At 65.6% G+C, this 24,436-nt stretch carries 15 protein-coding genes and 2 rRNA genes; 11 read left to right on the top strand and 6 right to left on the bottom strand.

From position 1 onward, the window contains the following. The first annotated feature begins 114 nt into the window (after nucleotides 1–114). Both OQ789_RS16465 and rrf read left to right on the top strand, forming a co-directional pair. Nucleotides 115–3,222: ribosomal RNA gene (locus OQ789_RS16465) — 23S ribosomal RNA — on the top strand. Between the two features lie 81 nt (nucleotides 3,223–3,303). Continuing rightward, nucleotides 3,304–3,416, top strand: a 5S ribosomal RNA gene (gene rrf / locus OQ789_RS16460). 60 nt (nucleotides 3,417–3,476) lie between these two features. Here the strand turns inward: rrf and OQ789_RS16455 are convergent. The 3 genes from OQ789_RS16455 to OQ789_RS16445 form a co-directional block, all read right to left on the bottom strand. Continuing rightward, nucleotides 3,477–3,980, bottom strand: coding sequence for a methylated-DNA--[protein]-cysteine S-methyltransferase (locus tag OQ789_RS16455; protein WP_324687070.1), 504 nt, complete (start codon nucleotides 3,978–3,980; stop codon nucleotides 3,477–3,479). After that, nucleotides 3,977–5,464, bottom strand: coding sequence for a DNA-3-methyladenine glycosylase 2 family protein (locus OQ789_RS16450; protein ID WP_324687068.1), 1,488 nt, complete (start codon nucleotides 5,462–5,464; stop codon nucleotides 3,977–3,979). Before OQ789_RS16450 ends, OQ789_RS16455 begins: the two co-directional genes overlap by 4 nt. 138 nt (nucleotides 5,465–5,602) lie before the next feature. After that, nucleotides 5,603–7,213: an adenylate/guanylate cyclase domain-containing protein gene (locus tag OQ789_RS16445; RefSeq protein ID WP_324687067.1), complete on the bottom strand. Its 1,611-nt coding sequence runs from the start codon at nucleotides 7,211–7,213 to the stop codon at nucleotides 5,603–5,605. A gap of 45 nt (nucleotides 7,214–7,258) precedes the next feature. Between OQ789_RS16445 and nucS the strand changes: the two genes are divergently transcribed. Both nucS and OQ789_RS16435 read left to right on the top strand, forming a co-directional pair. Beyond that, nucleotides 7,259–7,930, top strand: a complete 672-nt coding sequence (gene nucS / locus OQ789_RS16440; RefSeq protein WP_324687065.1) for an endonuclease NucS — start codon at nucleotides 7,259–7,261, stop codon at nucleotides 7,928–7,930. A 23-nt stretch (nucleotides 7,931–7,953) separates the two neighbouring features. Next, nucleotides 7,954–8,256, top strand: a complete 303-nt coding sequence (locus OQ789_RS16435) for a hypothetical protein (RefSeq protein ID WP_324687064.1) — start codon at nucleotides 7,954–7,956, stop codon at nucleotides 8,254–8,256. A gap of 7 nt (nucleotides 8,257–8,263) precedes the next feature. Here OQ789_RS16435 and mce read toward each other — a convergent pair whose 3' ends face one another. Beyond that, nucleotides 8,264–8,728, bottom strand: coding sequence for a methylmalonyl-CoA epimerase (gene mce / locus OQ789_RS16430; RefSeq protein WP_324687063.1), 465 nt, complete (start codon nucleotides 8,726–8,728; stop codon nucleotides 8,264–8,266). A gap of 81 nt (nucleotides 8,729–8,809) precedes the next feature. Between mce and OQ789_RS16425 the strand changes: the two genes are divergently transcribed. Both OQ789_RS16425 and OQ789_RS16420 read left to right on the top strand, forming a co-directional pair. Continuing rightward, the gene (locus OQ789_RS16425) at nucleotides 8,810–9,991 is read left to right on the top strand and encodes an acetyl-CoA C-acetyltransferase (RefSeq protein ID WP_324687062.1); all 1,182 of its coding nucleotides are present in this window, start codon (nucleotides 8,810–8,812) and stop codon (nucleotides 9,989–9,991) included. Nucleotides 9,992–10,170: 179 nt separating this feature from the next. Then, entirely contained in the window at nucleotides 10,171–11,088 is a 918-nt protein-coding gene (locus OQ789_RS16420; protein WP_324687061.1) for a tetratricopeptide repeat protein, read from the top strand. A gap of 5 nt (nucleotides 11,089–11,093) precedes the next feature. On the opposite strand, the gene glgB is transcribed toward OQ789_RS16420, so the two are convergent. Both glgB and OQ789_RS16410 read right to left on the bottom strand, forming a co-directional pair. After that, the gene (glgB, locus tag OQ789_RS16415) at nucleotides 11,094–13,289 is read right to left on the bottom strand and encodes a 1,4-alpha-glucan branching protein GlgB (protein ID WP_324687060.1); all 2,196 of its coding nucleotides are present in this window, start codon (nucleotides 13,287–13,289) and stop codon (nucleotides 11,094–11,096) included. Between the two features lie 23 nt (nucleotides 13,290–13,312). Next, nucleotides 13,313–15,406 carry an alpha-1,4-glucan--maltose-1-phosphate maltosyltransferase gene (locus OQ789_RS16410; protein ID WP_324687059.1) on the bottom strand — a complete coding sequence of 698 codons (2,094 nt, stop codon included), beginning with the start codon at nucleotides 15,404–15,406 and terminating at the stop codon, nucleotides 13,313–13,315. Nucleotides 15,407–15,630: 224 nt separating this feature from the next. Here OQ789_RS16410 and glgP point away from each other — a divergent pair, with 224 nt between their 5' ends. From glgP to OQ789_RS16385, 5 genes are all read left to right on the top strand, one after another. Then, on the top strand, nucleotides 15,631–18,288 hold the full coding sequence (glgP, locus tag OQ789_RS16405; RefSeq protein WP_324687058.1) for an alpha-glucan family phosphorylase: 2,658 nt from the start codon (nucleotides 15,631–15,633) through the stop codon (nucleotides 18,286–18,288). A 252-nt stretch (nucleotides 18,289–18,540) separates the two neighbouring features. After that, nucleotides 18,541–21,774, top strand: a complete 3,234-nt coding sequence (locus OQ789_RS16400) for an MFS transporter (RefSeq protein ID WP_420716131.1) — start codon at nucleotides 18,541–18,543, stop codon at nucleotides 21,772–21,774. Further along, entirely contained in the window at nucleotides 21,767–22,684 is a 918-nt protein-coding gene (locus tag OQ789_RS16395; RefSeq protein ID WP_324687056.1) for a DegV family protein, read from the top strand. The genes OQ789_RS16400 and OQ789_RS16395 overlap by 8 nt, the downstream gene beginning before the upstream one ends. After that, nucleotides 22,677–23,579, top strand: coding sequence for a DegV family protein (locus OQ789_RS16390; protein ID WP_324687055.1), 903 nt, complete (start codon nucleotides 22,677–22,679; stop codon nucleotides 23,577–23,579). The genes OQ789_RS16395 and OQ789_RS16390 overlap by 8 nt, the downstream gene beginning before the upstream one ends. Further along, nucleotides 23,572–24,435 (top strand): DegV family protein, encoded by an 864-nt coding sequence (locus OQ789_RS16385; RefSeq protein ID WP_324687054.1) that lies wholly within the window; start codon nucleotides 23,572–23,574, stop codon nucleotides 24,433–24,435. The genes OQ789_RS16390 and OQ789_RS16385 overlap by 8 nt, the downstream gene beginning before the upstream one ends. Nucleotide 24,436 lies beyond the last annotated feature (1 nt).

Here is a 24,436-nt window from a genome sequence, read left to right as displayed (position 1 = left end):
GGGTGTGGTGTTTGAGTATTGGATAGTGGTTGCGAGCATCTAGATGAACGCGTGGACCTTCGTGGCCGGCGTGTTCGTCGAAATGTGTAATTTCTTCTTTGGTTTTTGTGTGAAAAGTAAGTGTTTAAGGGCGCATGGTGGATGCCTTGGCATCGAGAGCCGATGAAGGACGTGGGAGGCTGCGATATGCCTCGGGGAGCTGTCAACCGAGCATTGATCCGAGGATTTCCGAATGGGGAAACCCAGCACGAGTGATGTCGTGTTACCCGTATCTGAATATATAGGGTGCGGGAGGTAACGCGGGGAAGTGAAACATCTCAGTACCCGTAGGAGAAGAAAACAATTGTGATTCCGTCAGTAGTGGCGAGCGAACGCGGAACAGGCTAAACCGCGCGCATGCATAACCGGGTAGGGGTTGTGCGCGCGGTGTTGTGGGAGTGATATGTCTCAGCTCTACCTGGCTGAGGGGTAGTCAGAAAGTGTCGTGGTTAGCAGAAATGGCCTGGGATGGTCTGCCGTAGACGGTGAGAGCCCGGTACGCGAAAACCCGACACCTACCTTGTATCAGTTCCCGAGTAGCAGCGGGCCCGTGGAATCTGCTGTGAATCTGCCGGGACCACCCGGTAAGCCTAAATACTTCTCGATGACCGATAGCGGATCAGTACCGTGAGGGAATGGTGAAAAGTACCCCGGGAGGGGAGTGAAATAGTACCTGAAACCGTGTGCCTACAATCCGTCAGAGCCTCTTCGTGGGGTGATGGCGTGCCTTTTGAAGAATGAGCCTGCGAGTCAGGGACACGTCGCGAGGTTAACCCGTGCGGGGTAGCCGCAGCGAAAGCGAGTCTGAATAGGGCGCATCCCCTTTGGGGTGTAGTGGCGTGTTCTGGACCCGAAGCGGAGTGATCTACCCATGGCCAGGGTGAAGCGCGGGTAAGACCGCGTGGAGGCCCGAACCCACTTAGGTTGAAGACTGAGGGGATGAGCTGTGGGTAGGGGTGAAAGGCCAATCAAACTCCGTGATAGCTGGTTCTCCCCGAAATGCATTTAGGTGCAGCGTTGCGTGGTTCACCACGGAGGTAGAGCTACTGGATGGCCGATGGGCCCTACTAGGTTACTGACGTCAGCCAAACTCCGAATGCCGTGGTGTAAAGCGTGGCAGTGAGACGGCGGGGGATAAGCTCCGTACGTCGAAAGGGAAACAGCCCAGATCGCCGGCTAAGGCCCCTAAGCGTGTGCTAAGTGGAAAAGGATGTGTAGTCGCAGAGACAACCAGGAGGTTGGCTTAGAAGCAGCCACCCTTGAAAGAGTGCGTAATAGCTCACTGGTCAAGTGATTATGCGCCGATAATGTAGCGGGGCTCAAGCACACCGCCGAAGCCGCGGCACATCTACGTATGTAGGTGTGGGTAGGGGAGCGTCCCCCATTCAGCGAAGCCATCTGGTAATGGATGGTGGAGGGTGGGGGAGTGAGAATGCAGGCATGAGTAGCGATAAGGCAAGTGAGAACCTTGCCCGCCGAAAGACCAAGGGTTCCTGGGCCAGGCCAGTCCGCCCAGGGTGAGTCGGGACCTAAGGCGAGGCCGACAGGCGTAGTCGATGGACAACGGGTTGATATTCCCGTACCCGTGTATAGGCGTCCCTGATGAATCAGCGGTACTAACCACCCAAAACCGGATCGACCATTCCCCTTCGGGGGCATGGAGTTTCGGGGCTGCGTGGGACCTTCGCTGGTAGTAGTCAAGCGATGGGGTGACGCAGGAAGGCAGCCGTACCAGTCAGTGGTAATACTGGGGCAAGCCCGTAGGGAGAGCGATAGGCAAATCCGTCGCTCATTAATCCTGAGAGGTGATGCATAGCCGATTGAGGCGAATTCGGTGATCCTCTGCTGCCAAGAAAAGCCTCTAGCGAGCACATACACGGCCCGTACCCCAAACCAACACAGGTGGTCAGGTAGAGAATACCAAGGCGTACGAGATAACTATGGTTAAGGAACTCGGCAAAATGCCCCCGTAACTTCGGGAGAAGGGGGGCCGGAATACCGTGAACACCCTTGCGGTGCGAGCGGGATTCGGCCGCAGAAACCAGTGGGTAGCGACTGTTTACTAAAAACACAGGTCCGTGCGAAGTCGCAAGACGATGTATACGGACTGACGCCTGCCCGGTGCTGGAAGGTTAAGAGGACCCGTTAACCGTAAGGTGAAGCGGAGAATTTAAGCCCCAGTAAACGGCGGTGGTAACTATAACCATCCTAAGGTAGCGAAATTCCTTGTCGGGTAAGTTCCGACCTGCACGAATGGCGTAACGACTTCCCAACTGTCTCAACCATAGACTCGGCGAAATTGCACTACGAGTAAAGATGCTCGTTACGCGCGGCAGGACGAAAAGACCCCGGGACCTTCACTACAACTTGGTATTGGTGTTCGGTACGGTTTGTGTAGGATAGGTGGGAGACTGTGAAATACAGACGCCAGTTTGTATGGAGTCGTTGTTGAAATACCACTCTGATCGTATTGGACACCTAACGTCGAACCCTTATCGGGTTCACGGACAGTGCCTGGCGGGTAGTTTAACTGGGGCGGTTGCCTCCTAAAATGTAACGGAGGCGCCCAAAGGTTCCCTCAACCTGGACGGCAATCAGGTGTTGAGTGTAAGTGCACAAGGGAGCTTGACTGCGAGACTTACAAGTCAAGCAGGGACGAAAGTCGGGACTAGTGATCCGGCACCTCTGAGTGGAAGGGGTGTCGCTCAACGGATAAAAGGTACCCCGGGGATAACAGGCTGATCTTCCCCAAGAGTCCATATCGACGGGATGGTTTGGCACCTCGATGTCGGCTCGTCGCATCCTGGGGCTGGAGCAGGTCCCAAGGGTTGGGCTGTTCGCCCATTAAAGCGGCACGCGAGCTGGGTTTAGAACGTCGTGAGACAGTTCGGTCTCTATCCGCCGCGCGCGTCAGAAACTTGAGGAAACCTGTCCCTAGTACGAGAGGACCGGGACGGACGAACCTCTGGTATACCAGTTGTCCCACCAGGGGCACGGCTGGATAGCCACGTTCGGACAGGATAACCGCTGAAAGCATCTAAGCGGGAAACCTTCTCCAAGATCAGGTTTCTCACCCTTTTAGAGGGATAAGGCCCCCCGCAGACTACGGGTTCGATAGGCCAGACCTGGAAGCTCAGTAATGAGTGCAGGGAACTGGCACTAACCGGCCGAAAACTTACCAACACACAATCGCAACCACGATCCATTTCACGGCAGCAATGCCGCGAAACGCCACACCCCCCACCAAACAAATTTAAATAGAGTTACGGCGGCCACAGCGACAGGGAAACGCCCGGTCCCATTCCGAACCCGGAAGCTAAGCCTGTCAGCGCCGATGATACTGCCCACACGGGTGGAAAAGTAGGACACCGCCGAACATACACAAAAACACCCCCGGCAACGGGGGTGTTTTTGCATTCGCGCGCAAATGCGCATTTCTAGTCGAATAGCGTTAAATCCGCCTGGACCGCCGCGTGACCGCGTTCCATGTCGAGAAGCGTTCGTTTGCGGTCGAGCCCGCCGCCGTAGCCGGTGAGGCTGCCGTTGGCGCCGATCACCCGGTGGCATGGGACGACGATCGCGATCGGGTTGTGCCCATTGGCCAAGCCCACCGCGCGCGCGGAGCCTGGAGCTCCGATCTGGTGGGCGATCTGTCCATAGGACCGCGTCTCGCCGTACGGAATGGTCAGCAGCGCCTCCCATACCCTGCGCTGAAAATCGGAGCCGCGCAGGTCGAATTCGAGGTCGAAGTCGATGCGCTCGCCGGCGAAGTACGCGCCGAGTTGCTCGACGGCCGCCCCGAACGCCCGCGGGTTCGGCATCCAGTCGCTGCGGCTCGGCTCGTAGGTCTGGTCGACCATGCGCAGGTTGGTCAGCACCGAGCCGCGGCCGGCCAAGGTCAGCGGTCCGATGGGGCTGTCGATGGTGCGGTACTCAATCATGCGACCTCCTGTGGTGGCCAACGGTTTACCGGATGTTCGAGAGTGGTCCAAAGGTATTGGGTGGCATAGGAACGCCAGGGACGCCACCGCGCGCTGCGCGCGACGAGGGACCGCTCGTCGCACGGCAGGCCCAGCTGTTCGGCGGCCAGGCGCAGGCCCAGATCGCTGGCGGGAAACGCGTCGGGATCGCCGAGGCCGCGCATTGCGATCACCTCGGCGGTCCAGGGGCCGACCCCGGGCACTCCGAGCAATTGCGTTCGCGCACTTTCCCAGTCGCAGCCGGCACCCAGCACGACAGTTCCGTCGGCGAGGCCGGCGACCAGAGCGCTCACCGTTCGGCGCCGGGCCTTGGGCACCGCCAGATGGATGGGGTCGATGTCGGCGAGCTGCTCCACGGACGGGAAGGTGTGCGTCAACGTCCCCTCGGGATCCCTGATCGGCCGCCCGTACGCGGCCACCAGACGGCCCGCGTGGGTGCTCGCCGCCTTAGTGGAGACCTGTTGGCCCAGCACCGCGCGCACCGCGAGCTCGGCCTCGTCGACGGTGCGCGGGATCCGCTGCCCGGGCGCCTTGGCCACGACGGCGTAGAAATCTGCGTCGGAGCTCAGCGCTTCGTCCACCGCTTCCGGGTCGGCGTCGAGGTCGAGCAGCCGTCGACAGCGCGCAATTGCCGTCGTCAGGTCACGGAAGTCGTCGAGCACCAGCACGCACCGGACATGATCGACGGCGGGGGTCAGGGCGACGATCGCGTTGCCGAATGGGAGCCGCAGGCTGCGCCGGTATGCGCGATCGCGGACCTCCTCGCAGCCTGGCACCGCGCCCGCCGCCAGATGGCCGAAGACATTGGCGTAGGCAAAGGGCGTGCGCACCGGGAGCCGAAGGCACACGGTGCCAGGGGAATTCGGGGCAGACGCGGAGCCTGTCGATGCGCGCCGGCGCAGCGCGCTCGGTGTGTTCTCGAAGACCGAACGCACGGTGTCGTTGAACTGGCGAATGCTGGAAAAGCCGGCGGCGAATGCGACGTCGCCGAACGGCAGGTCGGTGGTTTCGATCAACACCCGGGCGGTCTGCGCCCGTTGCGCGCGGGCCAGTGCGAGCGGGCCCGCCCCGACCTCGGCCCGCAACAGCCGTTCCAGCTGTCGCGTGGTGTAGCCGAGGTGGGCGGCCAGGCCGCCGACGCCCTCGCGGTCCACCGTCCCGTCGGCGATCAGGCGCATGGTCCGTGCCACGACATCACCGCGCACATTCCACTCCGGGGAACCCGGGGACGCGTCGGGGCGGCACCGCTTGCACGCCCGAAACCCGGCACGCTGAGCGGCCGCCGCCGTCGGGTAGAACCGCACGTTCCGTGCGAACGGCGGACGCACCGGGCAGCTGGGCCGACAGTAGATGCGGGTGGTCAGCACCGCGGTGACGAACCATCCGTCGAACCGGGCGTCCTTGGACTGGACGGCGCGGTAGCAGCGTTCGAAATCGTCGTGCACGCTTTAAGGCTTACACCCCTGCACCGACAAAACTGGCGGAAAAGCGACATCGTGGTGGAGGTGTGCCCGAGGCGACCATTCGGCCGGAGTCGACGCGCACGCCCGCGCGAGGATGCGCGGTGTGGCGGGCATCAGGGCTCACAGGTCGACCGGCGACGCCAGACGGGTGCGACGCTCGTGTCCGCGCAGCGTCACTTCATCACCCAAAGACCAACGGGCGCGCTCCTTTTCGCTCGCCCCTTCGATGGCGCCGGCCGTAGCAAGCAGTCGGCCCGGGTGCGACTTCGCCAGTTCGCACAGCCGCGCGGCCTCGTTGACGGGTTCACCGATAACGGTGTATTCGAAGCGTTCCCGGGCTCCGACGTTTCCGGCGACAACATGCCCCGCGGCGACACCGATTCCGGCCGAGAGCTCCGACATTTCGTCGGCCAGTCGACGAGCGATGGCGCGACCGGCCGCCAGCGCCGCGTCTTCGGGGTTGTCGAGTCGATTAGGGGCTCCGAAGATGGCCAGTGACGCATCGCCTTCGAACTTGTTCACCAGACCCTGATTTCGATCGACTTCCTCGACGACGATCGCGAAAAACCGGTTCAGTACGCCGACGACGTCGGCGGGACGCTTGCTGGTGACCAGTTGGGTGGACCCGATGATGTCGATGAACACGACCGCGACGTGGCGTTCCTCGCCGCCCAATTTCGGTCGCTCGCGTTCCGCGGCCAAAGCGACTTCGCGGCCGACGTGCCTACCGAAAAGGTCGCGCACGCGCTCGCGTTCACGCAGGCCGTCGACCATCGCGTTGAAACCGCGTTGCAGTTCACCGAGTTCGGTGCCGTCGAACACCACCAGGTCGCCGCGAAGATCGCCCCGCTCGACCCGTTTCAGCGCGGCGCGGACCACTCGCACCGGAGTTGCGGTGAGCCACGCCAGGATCCACATCAAGGTACAACCAAAGATCAAACACGCGAGCGACACCAGCGCTACGCCGACCGCGAACTGCGTCTGCGTCAGGTTGCGCAGCACGAGTTCGAAGAAGGCCAACAGCATGATGCCGATGACGGGAACGGCCGATCCGAGGAACCAGACCACCATCGTTCGGCCCATGATGCCGCCCGAGAATCGCCGCGGCGGTGGCCCCGCCTCGAGCGCTTGCGCGGCCACGGGCCGCAGCGCGAACTCGGCGAGCAGATAGCTAGCGGTGGCGACCAAGACCCCGCTAAAGCTCACGACCAGCAGAAACCGCGGAATGAACTGCGTGTTGACCATGCCGTACAGCGTCGTGAGCAGCGCCGTCCCGATCCCCCATAGAACGAGGTCGAAGACGGCGAGTCGCCACGGGGCCGTGAAGGTGTTGCGCTCGTCCTCTTCCGTCGGCGTCCGCCCCTCGATCGCCCAGCGCAGCGAGATCACGGTTTTGCGGGTAATCCAGTACGTTCCGACCGCGAGGGCCAGCGCGGTGTAGGCGGGCGAAACCCCGAACGTGAGCCACGCGGGCGCGTCGTCGAAAATGCTCGGCACCGGAATGGCGACCGTGACCAACAGCAGGGCGACGGCGATGCCGATCAGGTTCGCGCCCAGCACCAGCACCGTCATGATGACCTGGATGCGGACCCGCCGGCGGCCTTGGCTTTCCGCCACCCGCCCGAGCAGCAGGGAGCCGTACGCGGGTGTCTCGGGCAGCCGACCACTCTGACGGGTGACGTGCTCGAGGACGCGGCCTATGCGTTGTGCCACGGACTTGTTGGCCGACATGGTGGCGTCAGCCTAGTTTGTCGGCCACGCTCTAAGGTGAATCGGGTGCGCCTTGTGATCGCTCAATGCACCGTTGACTATGTCGGCAGGCTCACCGCGCATCTGCCGTCCGCCCGCAGGTTGCTGCTGTTCAAGGCCGATGGATCGGTGAGTGTGCACGCCGACGACCGCGCCTACAAGCCGCTCAACTGGATGAGCCCGCCGTGCCGGCTGACCGAGGAGGCCGGTGAACACGCCCCCGTGTGGGTGGTCGAGAACAAGGCCGGCGAGCAACTGCGCATCACCGTCGAGGAGATCGAACACGACTCCAGCCACGAACTGGGCGTCGATCCCGGCCTGGTCAAGGACGGTGTCGAAGCGCACTTGCAGGCGCTGCTCGCCGAGCACGTGCAACTGCTGGGCGAGGGATACACGCTGGTTCGCCGCGAGTACATGACCGCCATCGGGCCGGTCGATCTGCTCTGCCGCGACGCGCATGGTGGCTCTGTGGCGGTGGAGATCAAGCGACGCGGTGAGATCGACGGCGTCGAGCAGCTCACTCGGTACCTGGAGCTGCTCAACCGCGACAGCGTGCTCGCGCCGGTCAAGGGAGTATTTGCGGCTCAGCAGATCAAGCCGCAGGCCCGCACACTGGCCGTCGATCGCGGCATCCGTTGTCTGACACTGGATTACGACAAGATGCGCGGGATGGACAGCGACGAGTACCGGCTGTTCTGAGGGCCTGCCAGTAGACTCGGCCCATGGGCCGCCGCCGCACCCCGCCACGCAGGCAGCGGCCGTCGGCGCCTCTACCGCGCCGGGTGGAGCCCGGGCCCGACGGGCACGAGTACGAAGTCCGTCCGATACCGGCGGCCCGCGCGGTCAAGACCTACAGGTGCCCCGGCTGCGATCACGAAATACGCTCTGGCTCAGCGCATCTGGTAGTATGGCCGATCGATTCCACCCTCGCCGGCGGGGCGGCTCACGTCGAGGAGCGGCGACATTGGCATACGCCGTGCTGGGCGCACCGCGCCACCCGCGGTCCCACCAGGAAGTGGTCGTGAATCGGTCTCAGGCGGCCGGTTCGACGAGCTCGATCAGCACCCCGCCGCCGTCCTTGGGGTGGATGAAGTTGATCCGGGAGTTTGCCGTGCCGCGCCGGGGTACGTCGTAGATCAGGCGCACGCCTTGCTCGCGGAGTTGCTCGACCAGTGTGTCGAGGTCGCTGACCCGAACGGCCATCTGCTGGATGCCCGGACCGCGCTTGTCGATGAACTTCGCGATGGTCGAAGACTCGTCCAGGGGCGCCATCAACTGGATCTGAGCGGTGCCCGCGGGGGCGCCGCGCACAGCCAGCATGGCTTCGCGGATTCCCTGCTCCTCGTTGACTTCCTCGTGCACCAGGATCATGCCGAGGGTGTCGTGGTACCACGCGATGGCGGCGTCCAGGTCGGCGACTGCGATGCCGACATGATCGATCGCCGTCACCAGTGAGGTGGCCAGGATCTGACGGGCGTCAACTTGATCGGTCGTCATCTCATAACGGTAACCTGACGGCAAAGATTGCGCTTCTCCAGGACGATCGAGGAAGCGCCAGGCAGGCCTTAGGAGAGAGTCATGACGACGTCGGTGATCGTTGCTGGAGCACGGACACCCATCGGCAAGTTGATGGGTTCGCTGAAGGATTTTTCCGCCACCGATCTGGGGGCCGTCGCGATCGCGGCCGCTCTGGAAAAGGCCCATGTTCCGGCCTCCGCGGTCGACTACGTGATCATGGGCCAGGTGTTGACGGCCGGGGCCGGTCAGATGCCGGCACGTCAGGCGGCCGTGGCGGCCGGCATCGGCTGGGATGTTCCGGCGCTGACCATCAATAAGATGTGTCTGTCCGGTATTGACTCCATCGCGCTGGCTGACCAGCTCATTCGTGCCGGTGAGTTCGACGTGGTGGTGGCCGGTGGGCAGGAGTCCATGACCAAGGCGCCGCATTTGCTCATGGACAGCCGCTCGGGTTACAAGTACGGCGACGTGACGGTGCTGGACCACATGGCCTACGACGGCCTGCACGACGTGTTCACCGACCAGCCGATGGGCGCGCTCACCGAGCAGCGCAACGACGCCGACAAGTTCACCCGGGCCGAGCAGGACGAGTTCGCTGCGCGGTCGCACCAGAAGGCCGCCGCGGCCTGGAAGGACGGCGTATTCGCCGACGAAGTGGTGCCCGTCAACATTCCACAGCGCAAAGGCGATCCGCTGCAGTTCACCGAGGACGAGGGGATCCGCGCAAACACCACCGCCGAGTCGCTGGCCGGCCTCAAGCCCGCGTTTCGCAAGGACGGCACCATCACCGCCGGGTCGGCCTCGCAGATCTCTGATGGCGCCGCCGCGGTGGTGGTGATGAGCAAGGCCAAGGCCCAGGAGCTGGGGCTGACCTGGCTGGTCGAGATCGGTGCGCACGGCGTGGTGGCCGGACCGGATTCCACCCTGCAGTCGCAGCCCGCCAACGCGATCAAGAAAGCGGTCGGCCGCGAGGGCATCTCCGTCGACCAGCTCGATGTCATCGAGATCAACGAGGCTTTTTCCGCGGTGGCGCTGGCGTCCACCCGTGAACTGGGCGTGAACCCCGACCGCGTCAACGTCAACGGGGGCGCGATCGCCGTCGGGCACCCCATCGGGATGTCCGGAGCGCGGATCACGCTGCATGCCGCCCTGGAGTTGTCACGCCGCGGCTCCGGATACGCAGTCGCCGCGCTGTGCGGGGCCGGCGGGCAGGGCGACGCCCTGATTCTGCGCGCGGGTTAGCCGGAGATCGGGGCCGTCGCCGTGGTTGCTGGCGCGGCACGCCGACGGCGAATTGTGATCTTCGTCATATTTGCCGCTCACGGCCATTTTCGGGGACGGATTTCCGCGGACCCGGCGGTGCCGGACGCCGCCGCGCCCGGGGTGGATGGGTAGCCCGGGCGCATGACAAACTTGACGGCGTGACACGTCCGCGACCTTCTATCGGCCCCGCCCTGGCTGGTGCGGTCGACCTCTCCGGCCTCAAACAGCGGCCCCAGCCGTCGGGCGCCCCCGCCGCCGGGTCAGCGCCGTCGGCCGCCGAGGGTGACCCCGGGGTCATCGCGGTCACCGAGGCCAACTTCGAGGCAGAGGTGCTACTCCGGTCGGAGGAAGTGCCCGTGGTCGTGGTGCTGTGGTCACCGCGCAGCGACGCGTGTGTCCAGCTGCTCGACACCTTCGCCGGGCTGGCGGCCCAGGACAACGGTGCGTGGTCGTTGACGACGGTCAATGTCGATGTCGCGCCGAGGGTCGCGCAGATTTTCGGTGTCGATGCCGTCCCGACGGTGGTGGCGCTGGCCGCCGGCCAGCCGATATCGAGTTTCCAGGGCATACAGCCGGCCGAACAGTTGCGTGGCTGGTTGGATCAGATCCTGTCGGCGACCGCCGGAAAGCTCAAGGGCGCACCCGGGTCCGAGGAGGCCAACGCGGTCGATCCCGAGCTGGCCGCGGCCCGCCGCCATCTGGAAGACGGAGACTTCGAGGCGGCCAACACGTCATACCAGGCGATCCTGGATGCCGACCCGGCCAACGCCGAAGCCAAGGGTGCGATTCGCCAGATCGAATTCCTCACCCGCGCAACCGCGCATCGCCCGGACGCCGTCACCGTCGCCGACGCCGCACCCGGCGATATTCAAGCCGCCCTGGCCGCCGCCGACGTGCAGATCCTCAACCAGGATGTGAGTGCCGCGTTCGATCGCCTGATCGCCTTGGTGCGCAGCACATCCGGGGACGATCGCACCGTGGTGCGCACCCGTTTGATCGAGCTGTTCGACCTTTTCGACCCAGCCGATCCCGAGGTCGTCACCGGACGGCGCAACCTCGCCAACGCGCTGTACTGACGCCGCTACTCGGGTTCGAGCCACAGCGCGGACGTCGGTGGCAGCACCAGCAGCGCCGAGGCCGGCCGGCCGTGCCACGGGTCCTCGGTGGCGTCGACGCCGCCCATGTTGCCGATGCCCGAACCGTTGTAGGCCGTCGCGTCGGTGTTGAGCACCTCGCGCCAGCGGCCGGCCGACGGCAGACCCAGTCGGTATCCGCTGTGCTCGGCGCCCGCAAAGTTGAACACACACGCCATCACCGAGCCGTCCTTGCCGTAGCGCAGGAAGCTCAACACGTTGTTGCCGGAGTCGTTGGCGTCGATCCAGGAGTAGCCGTCGGGCACGGTGTCCTGGCTCCACAGCGCCGGGTGACCGCGATAGATGTCGTTGATGTCGCGGACTAGCCGCAGGATCCCGTTGGAGAACCCCTGCTCGTCGAGCTGCCACCAGTCCAGCCCGCGCTCCTCGGACCATTCGGCGCGCTGCCCGAATTCCTGTCCCATGAACAACAATTGCTTGCCCGGGTGCGCCCACTGGTAGGCGAGCAGGTTGCGCAGCCCGGCCGCCTTGACGTGATTGTTGCCCGGCATCCGGCTCCACAGCGTGCCCTTGCCGTGGACCACCTCGTCATGGCTGATCGGCAGCACGTAGTTCTCGCTGAATGCATACAGCATGGAGAACGTCATCTCGTGGTGGTGGTAGCTGCGGTGGATCGGATCGCGGCCGATGTAGCCGAGCGTGTCGTGCATCCAGCCCATGTTCCACTTCATCGAAAAGCCCAGGCCGCCAAGGCTTGTCGGCCGCGTCACGCCGGGCCACGAGGTTGACTCCTCGGCGATGGTGACGATGCCGGGAGCGGTCTTGTGCACCGTGGCATTCATCTCCTGCAGGAACTGCACGGCCTCCAGGTTCTCGCGGCCGCCGTAGATGTTGGGCGTCCAGCCGCCTTCTGGGCGGGAGTAGTCCAGGTACAGCATCGACGCCACCGCGTCCACCCGCAGGCCGTCGATGTGGAACTCTTCGAGCCAGAACAGCGCGTTGGCCACCAGGAAGTTGCGGACCTCGCGCCGGCCGAAGTCGAATACGTAGGTGCCCCAATCGAGTTGCTCGCCCCGTTTCGGGTCGGAGTGCTCGTAGAGTGGCGTGCCGTCGAATCGGCCCAGCGCCCATGCGTCCTTGGGGAAGTGCGCGGGCACCCAGTCCACCAGCACCGCGATGCCTGCCTGGTGCAGGGTGTCGACCAAGGCCCGGAATTCGTCCGGCGTGCCGAATCGCGACGTCGGCGCGTAGTAGGACGTCACCTGATAGCCCCACGATCCGGCGAAGGGGTGCTCGGCGACCGGCAGCAGCTCGACGTGGGTGAACCCGTGTTCCACCACGTAATCCGTCAGCTCACGGGCCAACTGGCGGTAGTTGAGACCCGGACGCCAGGAACCCAGATGAACTTCGTAGGTGCTCATCGGCTCGAACACCGGGTTGCCCTGCGCGCGCCGCGTCATCCAGTCGGCGTCTTCCCAGGTGTACTCGCTGCGGGTCACCCGCGAGGCGGTGTGCGGCGGCACCTCGGTGGCGAACGCCATCGGATCGGCCCGCTCGGTCACGACGCCGTCGGCGCCGTGCACCCGGAACTTGTACAGCCCATCGAGGCGGAACCCCGGCCAGAACAGCTCCCAGACGCCCGACGAGCCTAGGACCCGCATCGGGGCCTCGTCTCCGGTCCAGCCGTTGAACTCGCCGATCAGGTTGACGCCCTTGGCGTTAGGCGCCCACACCGCGAACGACACCCCGTTGACGACGCCGTCGGCCGTGGTGAACGAGCGGGGGTGTGCGCCAAGGACCTCCCACAGCCGCTCGTGGCGTCCCTCCCCGAACAGGTGGAGGTCGACCTCGCCCAGAGTCGGCAGGAAGCGGTACGCGTCGGCGACGACGTGCGGCTCGGCGCCGTCGTAGGTGACCTGCAGCCGGTAGTCGATCAGGTCGACGAACGGCAACACGGCGGCGAAGAGACCGGATTCGATGTGCTGCATCGGGAATCGATCGTCTCCGACGAGCGCGACGACGCCTGTTGCGTGCGGCCGGTAGGCACGAATGACGGTGTGATCGCCGTACTCGTGGGCGCCCAAAATGCCGTGCGGGTTGTGCTGTGTGCCATGGATCAGGCGCGACAGGTCGGCCGGATCGGGCGCCAAATGTGTCCGCGCGAGCTGGTCGGCTTGGCTCATGTCCCTTTCACCTCCGGTCCGTTTCATGGCCTGCGTAGCAGGGTCATCCGTGCGTCGTGCGGTATCAGCGGCATGTTGATGATGTGCGCTGCCGCCTGCCCGGGGTCGATGCGCACGTAATTGGTCTGCCCCCATTGGAATTCCTGGCCGGTGATCTCGTCGCGCACCCAGAACCGCTCGTAAGGTTCCATACCCAAAGCGGCCATGTCCAAAAACAGCGTCGCCTCCTCGGCGCCGAACGCGTTGAGCGTCACCACCACCAACACGCAGTCACCGGTCACCGGGTCGAACTTCGAGTAGGCCAGCAGCGCATCGCTGTCCACACTGTGGAAGTGGATCGTGCGCAGCTGCTCGAGTGCGGGGTGTAACCGCCGAATTGTGTTGAGCTGCGTGATGAATGGCTCGAGTGACCGTCCCTCGGCGAGGGCGCCGGCGAAGTCCCGGGGCCGCAGCTCGTACTTCTCGGAGTCCAGGTACTCCTCGCTGCCCTCCCGCACCGCCCGGTGCTCGAACAGTTCGTAGCCCGAATACACGCCCCACGCCGGACCCATGGTCGCCGCCAGCACCGCGCGGATGGCGAACATCCCGGGGCCGTTGTGCTGCAAGATGGCGTGCAGGATGTCGGGGGTGTTGACGAACAGGTTGGGCCTGCGGAAGTCGGCGAGGTTGGCGATGTCGTTGCCGAACTCGGTCAGCTCCCATTTGGCCGTGCGCCAGGTGAAGTAGCTGTAGGACTGGGTGAACCCCAACTTCGCCAGGCCGTACTGGCGCGCGGGCGGCGTGAACGCCTCGGACAAGAACAGCACGTCGGGATCGATGCACTTGACCGTGGCGATCAGCCAGGCCCAGAAGTCCGGCGGCTTGGTATGCGGGTTGTCGACGCGAAAGAACTTGACGCCGTGGTCAATCCAGTGCCGAACCACGCGTAGCACCTCGTCGTAGAGGCCGGCCGGGTCGTTGTCGAAATTGATCGGAAAGATGTCCTGATATTTTTTCGGCGGGTTCTCCGCGTAAGCAATTGTGCCGTCCGGCAATTCGGTGAACCAGTTGCGGTGGTCCCGCGCCCAGGGGTGGTCCGGTGCGCATTGCAGCGCCAGGTCCAGCGCCACCTCCATGCCCAGCTCGCGCGTCGCGGCAACGAAGGCATCGAAGTCTTCGATGGTGCCCAGTTGCGGGTGCACGGCGTCGTGCCCGCCTTCGTCGCTGCCGATTGCCCAGGGAGATCCCACATCTCCCGGCGCCGCGGTCGGGGAGTTGTTGCGCCCCTTGCGATGTACCTTGCCGATGGGATGGATCGGCGGCAGGTAGACGACGTCGAATCCCATTGCCGCGATGCGCGGAAGCTCTGCGGCGGCCGTGGCGAAAGTGCCGTGCACGGGGTTGCCGTCGGCATCCCATCCGCCCGTCGAGCGGGGAAACAGCTCGTACCAGGAGCCGAATCGGGCCAGGGGGCGATCCACCCAGACGCCGTTCTGCTCGCCACGGGTGACCAGATCGCGCAACGGGTAGTCCGCCAGGATCTGGTCGATTTCCGGCCCGAGCGCCCGGGCGGTCCGGGTGACCGGATCGCCGGGCCTACGCAAGGCGGTGGCGGCGGCCAGCAGCGGTTCGCGCAGCGCGCGCGGCACGCCCGTCGCCGCACGCTCGAACAGCCCGGCACCGACCAGAAGATCGTTGGACAGTTCGGTTTCGCCCTGACCGGCATCCAATTTGGCGACCACCCCGTGCCGCCAGGAATGAATCGGGTCGCCCCACCCGTCCACCCGGAACGTCCACAGCCCGACCTGGTCGGGGGTGAACTGACCGTGGAAGACGTAGGGTTCCAGACCCATCGTCATCGGCAGCAGCAACGGTTTGACCCGTGGCTGGTCGACCGTGCTGTCGCGCTCGGTCACCGGCCGGGCCGGCGCCTGCACCGCCTTCACCCGGCGGGACTCGGTTACCTGCGGATAGCCGGGACCGAGGTAGCGCACGACGAGGGTCGCCGCGACGGCCTCGTGGCCTTCCCGCCATACCGCGGCGCTGACCGGCACGACCTCGCCGACCACGGCCTTCGCGGGATACGCGCCGCAGGAAACGACCGGCTGGACGTCATCGATCTCGACACGACCGGGCACCACCACTCCGTTCCGATTGTGTGCGGCCACCACTCGATGTGGTCCGTGCGGAATGCCGCTCGTCGGGAAACTTCCTGTCGTGGGGAAACTTTCTGTGCGGGGAGGCATCGTTGCGACCCCGATCAACTACCCGATACCCACCCTAGTCTTCGGTCACACACCGGCGCGGAAAAGCGAACCTTCCCGCCGTGCGCGGGGCGAGAACCTCAGTAAGGTATTAACGCGTGAAAGCCCTCCGCCGGTTTACCGTCCGTGCTCACCTCCCGGAGCGCCTGACCGCGCTGGATCAGCTGTCGACGAACCTGCGGTGGTCCTGGGACAAGCCCACCCAGGAGCTTTTCGCGACCATCGACCCGGACCTCTGGGAGCGGTGCGGCAGCGATCCGGTGGCGTTGCTGGGCGCGGTCAAACCGGCGCGGCTCGACGAGCTGGCGCTCGACGAGGCGTTCCTCGGCCGGCTGGACGCGCTGACCGCCGATCTGAACGATTACCTGAGTCGCCCGCTGTGGTATCAGCAACAGCAGGAGCACGGCGCCGAGATGCCGGCCGCGATCGCCTACTTCTCGATGGAGTTCGGCGTCGCCGAGGTGCTGCCCAACTACTCCGGCGGCCTGGGCATTCTCGCCGGCGACCACCTGAAGTCCGCGTCCGATCTGGGCGTGCCGCTGGTGGCGGTGGGGCTGTACTACCGCTCCGGTTACTTCCGTCAGTCGCTGACCGCTGACGGCTGGCAGAACGAGACCTACCCGTCGCTGGACCCGCAGGGCCTGCCGCTGCGGCTGCTGACCGACGCGGCCGGCGAGCCCGCCCTGGTGGAGTTGATGCTGCCGGAATCGGCTCGGCTGCACGCCCGGATCTGGGTCGCCCAGGTGGGCAGGGTGCCCTTGCTGTTGCTCGATTCCGATGTCCCGGAGAACGAGCACGATCTGCGCGGCGTCACCGACCGTCTGTACGGGGGTGACCAGGAACATCGGATGCGGCAGGAGATCCTGGCGGGCATCGGCGGGGTGCGGGCGATCCGGGCCTTCACCGACATTCACGGGCTGCCCGCGCCCGAGGTGTTCCACATGAACGAGGGCCACGCGGGATTCCTCGGCGCCGAACGCATCCGCGAACTGGTGACCGGTGCGGCACTGGACTTCGACACCGCGCTGACGGTGGTGCGCTCCAGCACGGTGTTCACTACCCATACCCCGGTGCCCGCCGGCATCGATCGGTTCCCCATCGAGATGGTGCGGTTGTACTTCGACGACCATCAAGGCGCGGCGCGAGCCGACGGGGCGGGCACGCCGTCCGAGGCGACGAACGCGCCCGCGTTGTTGCCGGGCGTGCCGACGGCTCGCATCCTGGCGCTCGGCGCCGAGGACGACCCCACCAAGTTCAACATGGCCCACATGGGTCTGCGGCTGGCCCAGCGCGCCAACGGTGTGTCGTCGCTACACGGCCGGGTGAGCAGGTCCATGTTCAACGAACTGTGGCCCGGCTTCGACGCGAGTGAGGTGCCGATCGGCTCGATTACCAACGGCGTTCACGCGCGCACCTGGGCGGCGCCGCAGTGGCTGCAGCTGGGACGGGAGCTGGCCGGGTCGGATTCGTTCAGCGATCCCGGAGTTTGGTTGCGCCTCAAGCAGGTTGACCCGGGTCATCTGTGGTGGATCCGTTCGCAGCTGAGGTCGCTGCTGGTCGACGACGTCCGGCGGCGGCTGCGCCGCTCATGGCTGGAACGCGGTGCCTCGGACGCCGAATTGGGTTGGATAGCAACCGCATTCGATCCCGAGGTGCTCACCATTGGATTTGCCCGGCGGGTGCCGACGTACAAGCGGCTGACGCTGATGCTGCGCGATCCGCGCCGGCTGGAACAGTTACTGCTGGACCAAGAACGGCCCGTCCAGCTGATCGTCGCGGGGAAGTCGCACCCCGCCGACGACGGCGGCAAGGCGCTGATTCAGCAGGTGGTGCGCTTCGCCGACCGGCCCGAGGTGCGCCACCGCATCGCGTTTCTGCCCGACTACGACATGTCCATGGCCCGGCTGCTGTACTGGGGCTGCGACGTCTGGCTCAACAACCCGCTGCGGCCGTTGGAGGCTTGCGGCACTTCGGGAATGAAGAGTGCACTCAACGGCGGGCTGAACCTGTCCATCCGCGATGGCTGGTGGGACGAATGGTATGACGGCGAAAACGGTTGGGAGATACCGTCGGCCGACGGCGTGGCCGACGAAGACCGGCGCGACGACCTGGAGTCCAGCGGGCTCTACACGCTGCTCGAAGAAGCCGTGGCGCCGAAGTTCTACGAACGGGACGAAAACGGCGTGCCGCCGCGCTGGATCGAAATGGTGCGCCACACCGTGCAGACGCTCGGTCCGAAAGTATTGGCGTCCCGCATGGTGCGCGACTATGTCGAGCAGTACTACACGCCCGCGGCGCAGTCGCTGCGCAAGACGATCGCACCCGCCGACGGCGCCGAAGACGCAGCGGGCGGCGGCGAGTTCGGCGCGGCCCGCGAGCTGGCCGCCTATCGCCGGCGGGCCGAGGAGGCCTGGCCCAAGATCGTCATCACCGACGTCGATAGCACCGGCCTGCCGGACAGCCCGGTGCTCGGCTCCAAGCTGACCCTGACCGCCACCGTCCAGCTGGCCGGGCTGGCGCCCGACGAGGTCACCGTCGAGGCGTTGGTGGGCCGGGTCGACGCCAGCGACGCGCTGCTGGAGCCGATCACCGTCGAGATGTCCTACGCCGGCACGGCCGAGGGCGGCAACCAGGTCTTCTCGACGACGACGCCGCTGCCTCTGGCGGGAGCGGTCGGGTACACCGTGCGAGTGCTGCCCCACGACCCGCTGCTGGCCGCCGCCAACGAGCTTGGCCTGGTCACGCTGGCGCGTTAGCCGGGCCGGTCAGGATCGAGTGAATTAAGCTGGTAGCCAATAGGTTTCGGTTGACCTAGCCCGACCGCCAGTCCCAAGAGAACCGTTTCGTAATTTGTCCAGTTCTCTTTAATAAAAAAGCCCCGCTTCACCGTGATTTTTGGGCAACAATTGCGACGTCGCCGCAACAACCTCACTGAGCGGAGATGCGTCATGGTGAACAAGACTGCTGCTCGTTCCGCGGCTCGCGGGAGGCACGCCGGCGATCATGCGATGCACGGGGATGCCCGCGCCGTCGCCAGATTCGATTCGGTGACGAAAGCGCTTGGTGGACGACGGCGACTCGGCGTGAGACGGCCCGCGATTCCGCTCACTCGACGCCGGCAACCCTCACCGACGGCGGTGCTCTTGGTCGCGGCGTTCGGCGCCTTCCTCGCGTTCCTCGATTCAACAGTCGTCAACATTGCCTTTCCCGCCATCCAGCGGTATTTCCACAGCACCGACATCAGCAGCCTGTCGTGGGTGCTCAACGCCTACAACATCGCCTTTGCCGCCTTTCTGGTGGCCGGCGGCAGGATTGCCGACCTGCTCGGGCGCAAGCGGATGTTCATCTACGGCGTGGTGCTTTTCACGGTCGCGTCCGCGTTGTGCGCCGCCGCCGACACCGTCGGCCAGCTCGTCGCATTTCGGGTGCTGCAAGGCGTAGGAGCGGCGGTCCTGGTGCCCGCTTCCCTGGCGCTCGTGGTCGAGAGTTTCGACGAGGCGCGCCGCGCACACGGCGTCGGCCTATGGGGCGCGGCAGCCGCCATTGCGTCCGGTCTCGGGCCGCCAATCGGTGGGGCTCTGGTGGAGGCGTCGAGTTGGCGCTGGGTCTTCTTGGTCAACCTGCCGCTCGGCGTAGTGGCTGTGGCGGTGGCCCGGCGGAGACTGGTCGAGAGCCGCGCGTCAGGACGGCGGCGCGTGCCCGACCTGCGGGGCGCGGTGTTCCTCGCCTGCGGGCTCGGGTGCTTGACTCTCGGCTTGGTCAAGGGTCCCGACTGGGGCTGGGTCAGCCTGATGACCCTCGGGTCGTTCCTGGCCGCAGTGGTCTCGATGCTCGGCTTCGTGATGAGTTCGCGAAGTCATCCAACACCGTTGATAGAGCCCGCGTTTCTGCGCATTCGGTCGTTCACGGCCGGCAACGCCCTGACGCTGATCGCCAGCGCCGGGTTCTATGCCTACCTCCTGACCCATGTGTTGTTCCTTAACTACGTGTGGGGTTACAACTTGTTGCGTGCGGGCCTGGCGGTGGCACCCGCCGCGTTTGTCGCGGCTGTCGTCGCCGCGGTACTCGGTCGCGTCGCCGACCGGCATGGTTATCGCCTCATCATCGTCGCCGGTGCGGTCATTTGGACAGGAAGTCTGCTGTGGTACATCGAACGCGTCGGGTCCAAACCCGACTTCCTCGGACAGTGGTTGCCTGGTCAACTGCTGCAGGGCATCGGTGTCGGGGCCACGCTGCCAATGCTTGGCAGTGCCGCTCTGGCTGGGTTGGCAGCAGGCGGCAGCTACGCCACTGCCTCGGCGGTGGTCAGCAGCACGCGCCAACTCGGCGCCGTCATAGGCATCGCGTTGTTGGTGATTGTGGTCGGAACGCCTGCTCACGGCGCCACCGAAGCGACGTTGCGGCGCGGTTGGGTCCTGGCAGCGGTTTGCTTTGCGTTGGTCGCTGTCAGCGGCGTTTTGCTTGGCCGCACCCGCCACGTCATCGCAGGCGCGGAAGAGTCCGGGCCCGCATTGCAAATCGATCCATCGGGATCGCCGTCGGCAGCGGGGCCAGTGTCCCTACCCGCCCGCCCGACCACAGACGGCGAGGTTGACCCCCTCTCCGCCCTGCCGCTGTTTGCCGGATTGGACCCGATCACCCTGGCAGAGCTGCGCGAACACGCCGAGCAAATCAATCTGGAGGCGGGCTCGTTCCTGTTTCGCGCCGGTGAGGCGTCCGATTCCCTGTATGTGGTGCGTAACGGCCGCCTGCAGGTGCTCCAAAACGATGTCGTCGTAACGGAATTGGGCCGCGGCGAAGTCGTCGGCGAACTCGGATTGCTGATCGCCGCGTCCCGTTCCGCATCCGTTCGTGCGGTGCGCGACTCGACGCTGATACGACTCACCAAGGAGCAATTCGAGAGGATTGCCGATTTGGGTGTCCTGGGAGCACTGGTCCAGGTGCTGGCGACACGCCTGCACCAGGCCCCGCCGCCCGCGGTGCCGCGGGCGGCGACACCCGAGGCGGTCGTCGCGATCATCGGTGTCGACGCCGACGCGCCCGTGTCAATGGTGGCCACCGAACTGGTCGCCGCTCTGTCGGGTCGGCTCCAGGTGGTGGCCCCGGGCCGTGTGGATCGGGATGGTTTGGAACGCGCCGAGCGGGTGGCGGACAAGGTGGTGCTGCACGCGGCGGCCAATGACGAGGACTGGCACGATTTCTGCCTGCGGTCGGCCGATCGTGTTGTCCTGGTGGCCGCGAATCCAGCACCACCGGTGGCGTCGATGCCGGCACGAGCAGCGGGAGCCGACCTAGTCCTCGCCGGATCGCCTGCCAGCCGCGAACACCGGCACCTGTGGGACGAATTAATCACGCCGCGATCGGTGCATACAGTCCGGGCCGAACACGCGGCGGCCGACCTGCGCCCGCTCGCCGCGCGCATCGCGGGCCGCTCGGTCGGATTGGTCCTCAGCGGTGGGGCCGCGCGAGCTTTTGCGCATCTTGGTGTACTGGACGAGCTGGAGGCCGCGGGCGTGGCGGTCGACCGTTATGCCGGAACGAGTATGGGCGCGATCATCGCGGCACTCGCTGCGACCGGTAAGGATGCCGCGGGGGTAGACGCGAATATCTACGAGTACTTCATCCGCAGCAATCCAACAAGCGACTACACCCTGCCGAGCAAGGGGCTTATCCGGGGGCGCCGCACTCTGGGCGCTCTCGAGAGCGTCTTTGGGGGCCAGCTGGTCGAGGAACTCCCAAAGGAATTCCGTTGTGTCAGCGTCGACTTACTGGCGCGCCGGGCCATCGTGCATCGACGAGGGCCCCTCGCTGACGTTGTCGGCTGCTCCTTGCGGGTGCCCGGTTTGTATGCACCGGTCGTCTACAACGGTGCGCTACACGTCGATGGCGGTGTGCTCGACAACCTGCCGGTAGCGACACTGGCGCGCCACGAGGGTCCGCTGATCGCGGTGAGCATTGGCACCGGCCAGCAGGCCACCCCCGCCTCCGACCGGACGCTGGCGCGCTCGCCGCGGGTACCTAACGTCGTCGACACGCTCATGCGCACAATGACGATCGGTAGCGCGATGGCATCGTCTGTGGTGCTGGAGCAGGCTGATCTGGCGATCCATCCCGACACCAGCAGCATTGGGTTCCTCGAATGGCACCAGATCGACCGCGCCCGGGAGGCAGGGCGAATCGCAACTCGTGAGGCCTTGCCGCGGATCATGGAGGTAGTGCAGGGCGGGGGCGCGCATGGCTGATGTGGCGGTGGTTACCGACAGCACCGCCTGCCTGCCGCCCGCGCTGGCCGACAGTGCCGGCATCGCGGTGGTGTCGCTGTACTACGACGTTTACGGTGCCGCCTCGCCCACCGGTGGCCACGAGATACCTGGCCGCGGGGAGCGCGAGTCGGACTTTGACGGTGATCTCGGGCGCTTTTTTGCAGATCTGGATGCGTCGAAGACGGTGGCGACGACGTCGCCGCCGACCATCGAGGATTTCGTCGGGACCTATGAACGGCTGCTGCAGCAGCACAGCGCCGTGGTCGCCATCATGCTCGCCACAAGCCTTTCCCCGACCTGCGCGCTGGCTCGGGAAGCAGCCGAACAAGTCGAGTCTAAGGGCCGTGGCAGCGGGCGTGTGGTGGTGATCGACTCGGCCGGCGGGGCCGGTCACCTGGGTATGCAGGCCTTGGCGGCGGGGCATGCGGCGGCTCGGGGAGCCGACCTGGAGGGCGTGATCGAGCGGACCCTCAAGGCACGCAAGGAGGTCAGGCAGTGGTTTGTTCTCGACACGCTTGAGTATTTGAAGCGCGGCGGCCGGATCGGCACCGCGGCCGCATGGATCGGCTCGGCGCTCGACCTCAAGCCGATCTTGATGGTCGAGTCGGAGCTCAAGGCCGTCGAACGCGTGCGGACACGCAAGCGCGCCATCGAGCGGTTGATCGAGCTGATGCGCCAGCGCCGAGCGGTGGGCGCGGATCGATGGTTCGTCCAACACACTTATGCGCACGAGGACGCGCAGATGCTCGTCGATCGTCTGGGCGCTGTGTTTGATGCACCGCCCGAGTTCGTCTCCGAGCTCGGCCCCGTGCTCGCAACGCACCTCGGTCCAGGCATGTTGTCCGCCGGAGGTCTTCCCGGCGCCGCGTTGGAGGGTGCATATGGCTAAGGTCGCCGTGGTTACCGACAGCACCTGCGCGTTGCCGCGGACGCTTGTCGAGAGGCTCGACATCACGGTGGTGTCCCTGTACTACGACATCACTGGCGCCGCGTCGCCCACCGGCGGTCATGAGCTGCCCGGCCGAGGGGAGCGCGAGGCGGACTTCGACGGTGATTGGGCACGGTTCTTCGCCCAACTCGACGCGTCGAAGACCGTCGCGACGACCGGGCCGCCCAAGGTCGAAGATTTCATCGCGGCCTATGAACGCCTGCTGCAGCAACACAGCGCCGTGGTCGCCGTCATGCTTGGCTCAAACCTCTCTCCGACGTGCGAGTTCGCTCGCGAGGCGGCGGCGCGCGTGGACGGCGAGCGGATAGTGGTCATTGATTCGGCCGGCGTGGCCGGCCACCTGGGTTGTCAGGCGCTGGCGGCGGCGCGTGCCGCGGCGGCAGGAGCCGACCTCGTGGGCGTGACCGAGCAGGCGCGCCGGGCGCGCCAGGAAGTCAGGCAATGGGTCCTTGTCGACACGCTCGAGTATCTGAGGCGCGGCGGGCGAGTCGGCACCGCGGCCGCCTGGATTGGATCGGCGCTCGACCTCAAGCCGATCTTGGTGATCGAATCGGAGATGAAGGCCGTCGAACGCGTGCGCACGTTCAAGCGCGGGGTCGAGCGGTTGGTTGAGCTGATGAGGCAGCGTCGCGCGGTGGGCGCCGATCGATGGTTCGTCCAGCACGCTCACGCGCACGACGACGCGCAGCGACTGGCAGAGCGCCTTCGCGGGCTGTTCGACACCGAGCCGGAGTTCATTACCGAGGTCGGGCCGGTACTCGCAACTCATACCGGTCCGCGGATGGTGACGGTCGGTGGTCTTCCCGGCGCGGCGTTGGCTGGTGCGTATGGCTGATGTCGCGGTGGTCACCGACAGCACCGGCTACTTGCCGCGTGCGCTCGTCGACAGCCTTGGCATCACGGTGGTGTCGCAGTATTACGACGTAGGTGGCGGGCCCCTGCGTGAGTCGGAGTTCGACGGCGATTTCGGACGGTTCTATGCGGAGTTGGAAGAGTCGAAGAACATCGCGACGACGTCGGCGCCCACTGTCGACGATTTCGTCGCGGCCTTTGAGCGGATGCTGCAGCAGCATGACGCCGTCGTCTCGGTGCTCATCTCCTCTGGTGTTTCCGAGACCTGCTCGATGGCTCGGCAGGCGGCCGCAAAGCTAGAGGACGACCGCGGCGGGCGCGTGGCAGTGATCGACTCGGCCGGCTTCGGCGGCCACCTTGGGCTCCAGACGCTGGTGGCAGCGCGTGCCGCGGCCGCCGGAGCCGATCCGGAGGGCGTTATCGAGCGGGTGCGCCAAGCACGTCAGGAAGTCAAGGGCTGGGCTCTGGTGGATACGCTCGAGTACCTCCGCCGAAGCAACAGGGTGGGCACCGTAACCGCATGGGTCGGATCGGCGCTTGACCTCAAACCAATTCTGGCGATCGGATCGGAGCTCAAGGCCGTCGAGCGCGTGCGCACCCACCGGCGCGGCGTCGAGCGGCTGGTCGAGCTGCTGCGCCAGCGCCGCGCGGCGGGCGCCGACCGGTGGTTCGTCCAGCATGTCCACGCTCCTGACGATGCGCATACGCTGGTGGACCGGTTGGGAACTGAGTTCGGCACCCAGCCGGAATTCGTCTCCGAGGTCGGACCGGTGGTCGCAACACATGTCGGCCCAGGGACGCTGCTGGTAGGTGGACTTCCCGGGGCGGCGTTGAGGTGAC

The organism is Mycobacterium sp. 94-17 (assembly GCF_035617725.1).
In the GTDB taxonomy this organism is placed as follows: Bacteria; Actinomycetota; Actinomycetes; order Mycobacteriales; family Mycobacteriaceae; genus Mycobacterium.
This window is presented reverse-complemented; position numbering and strand designations above follow the sequence as displayed.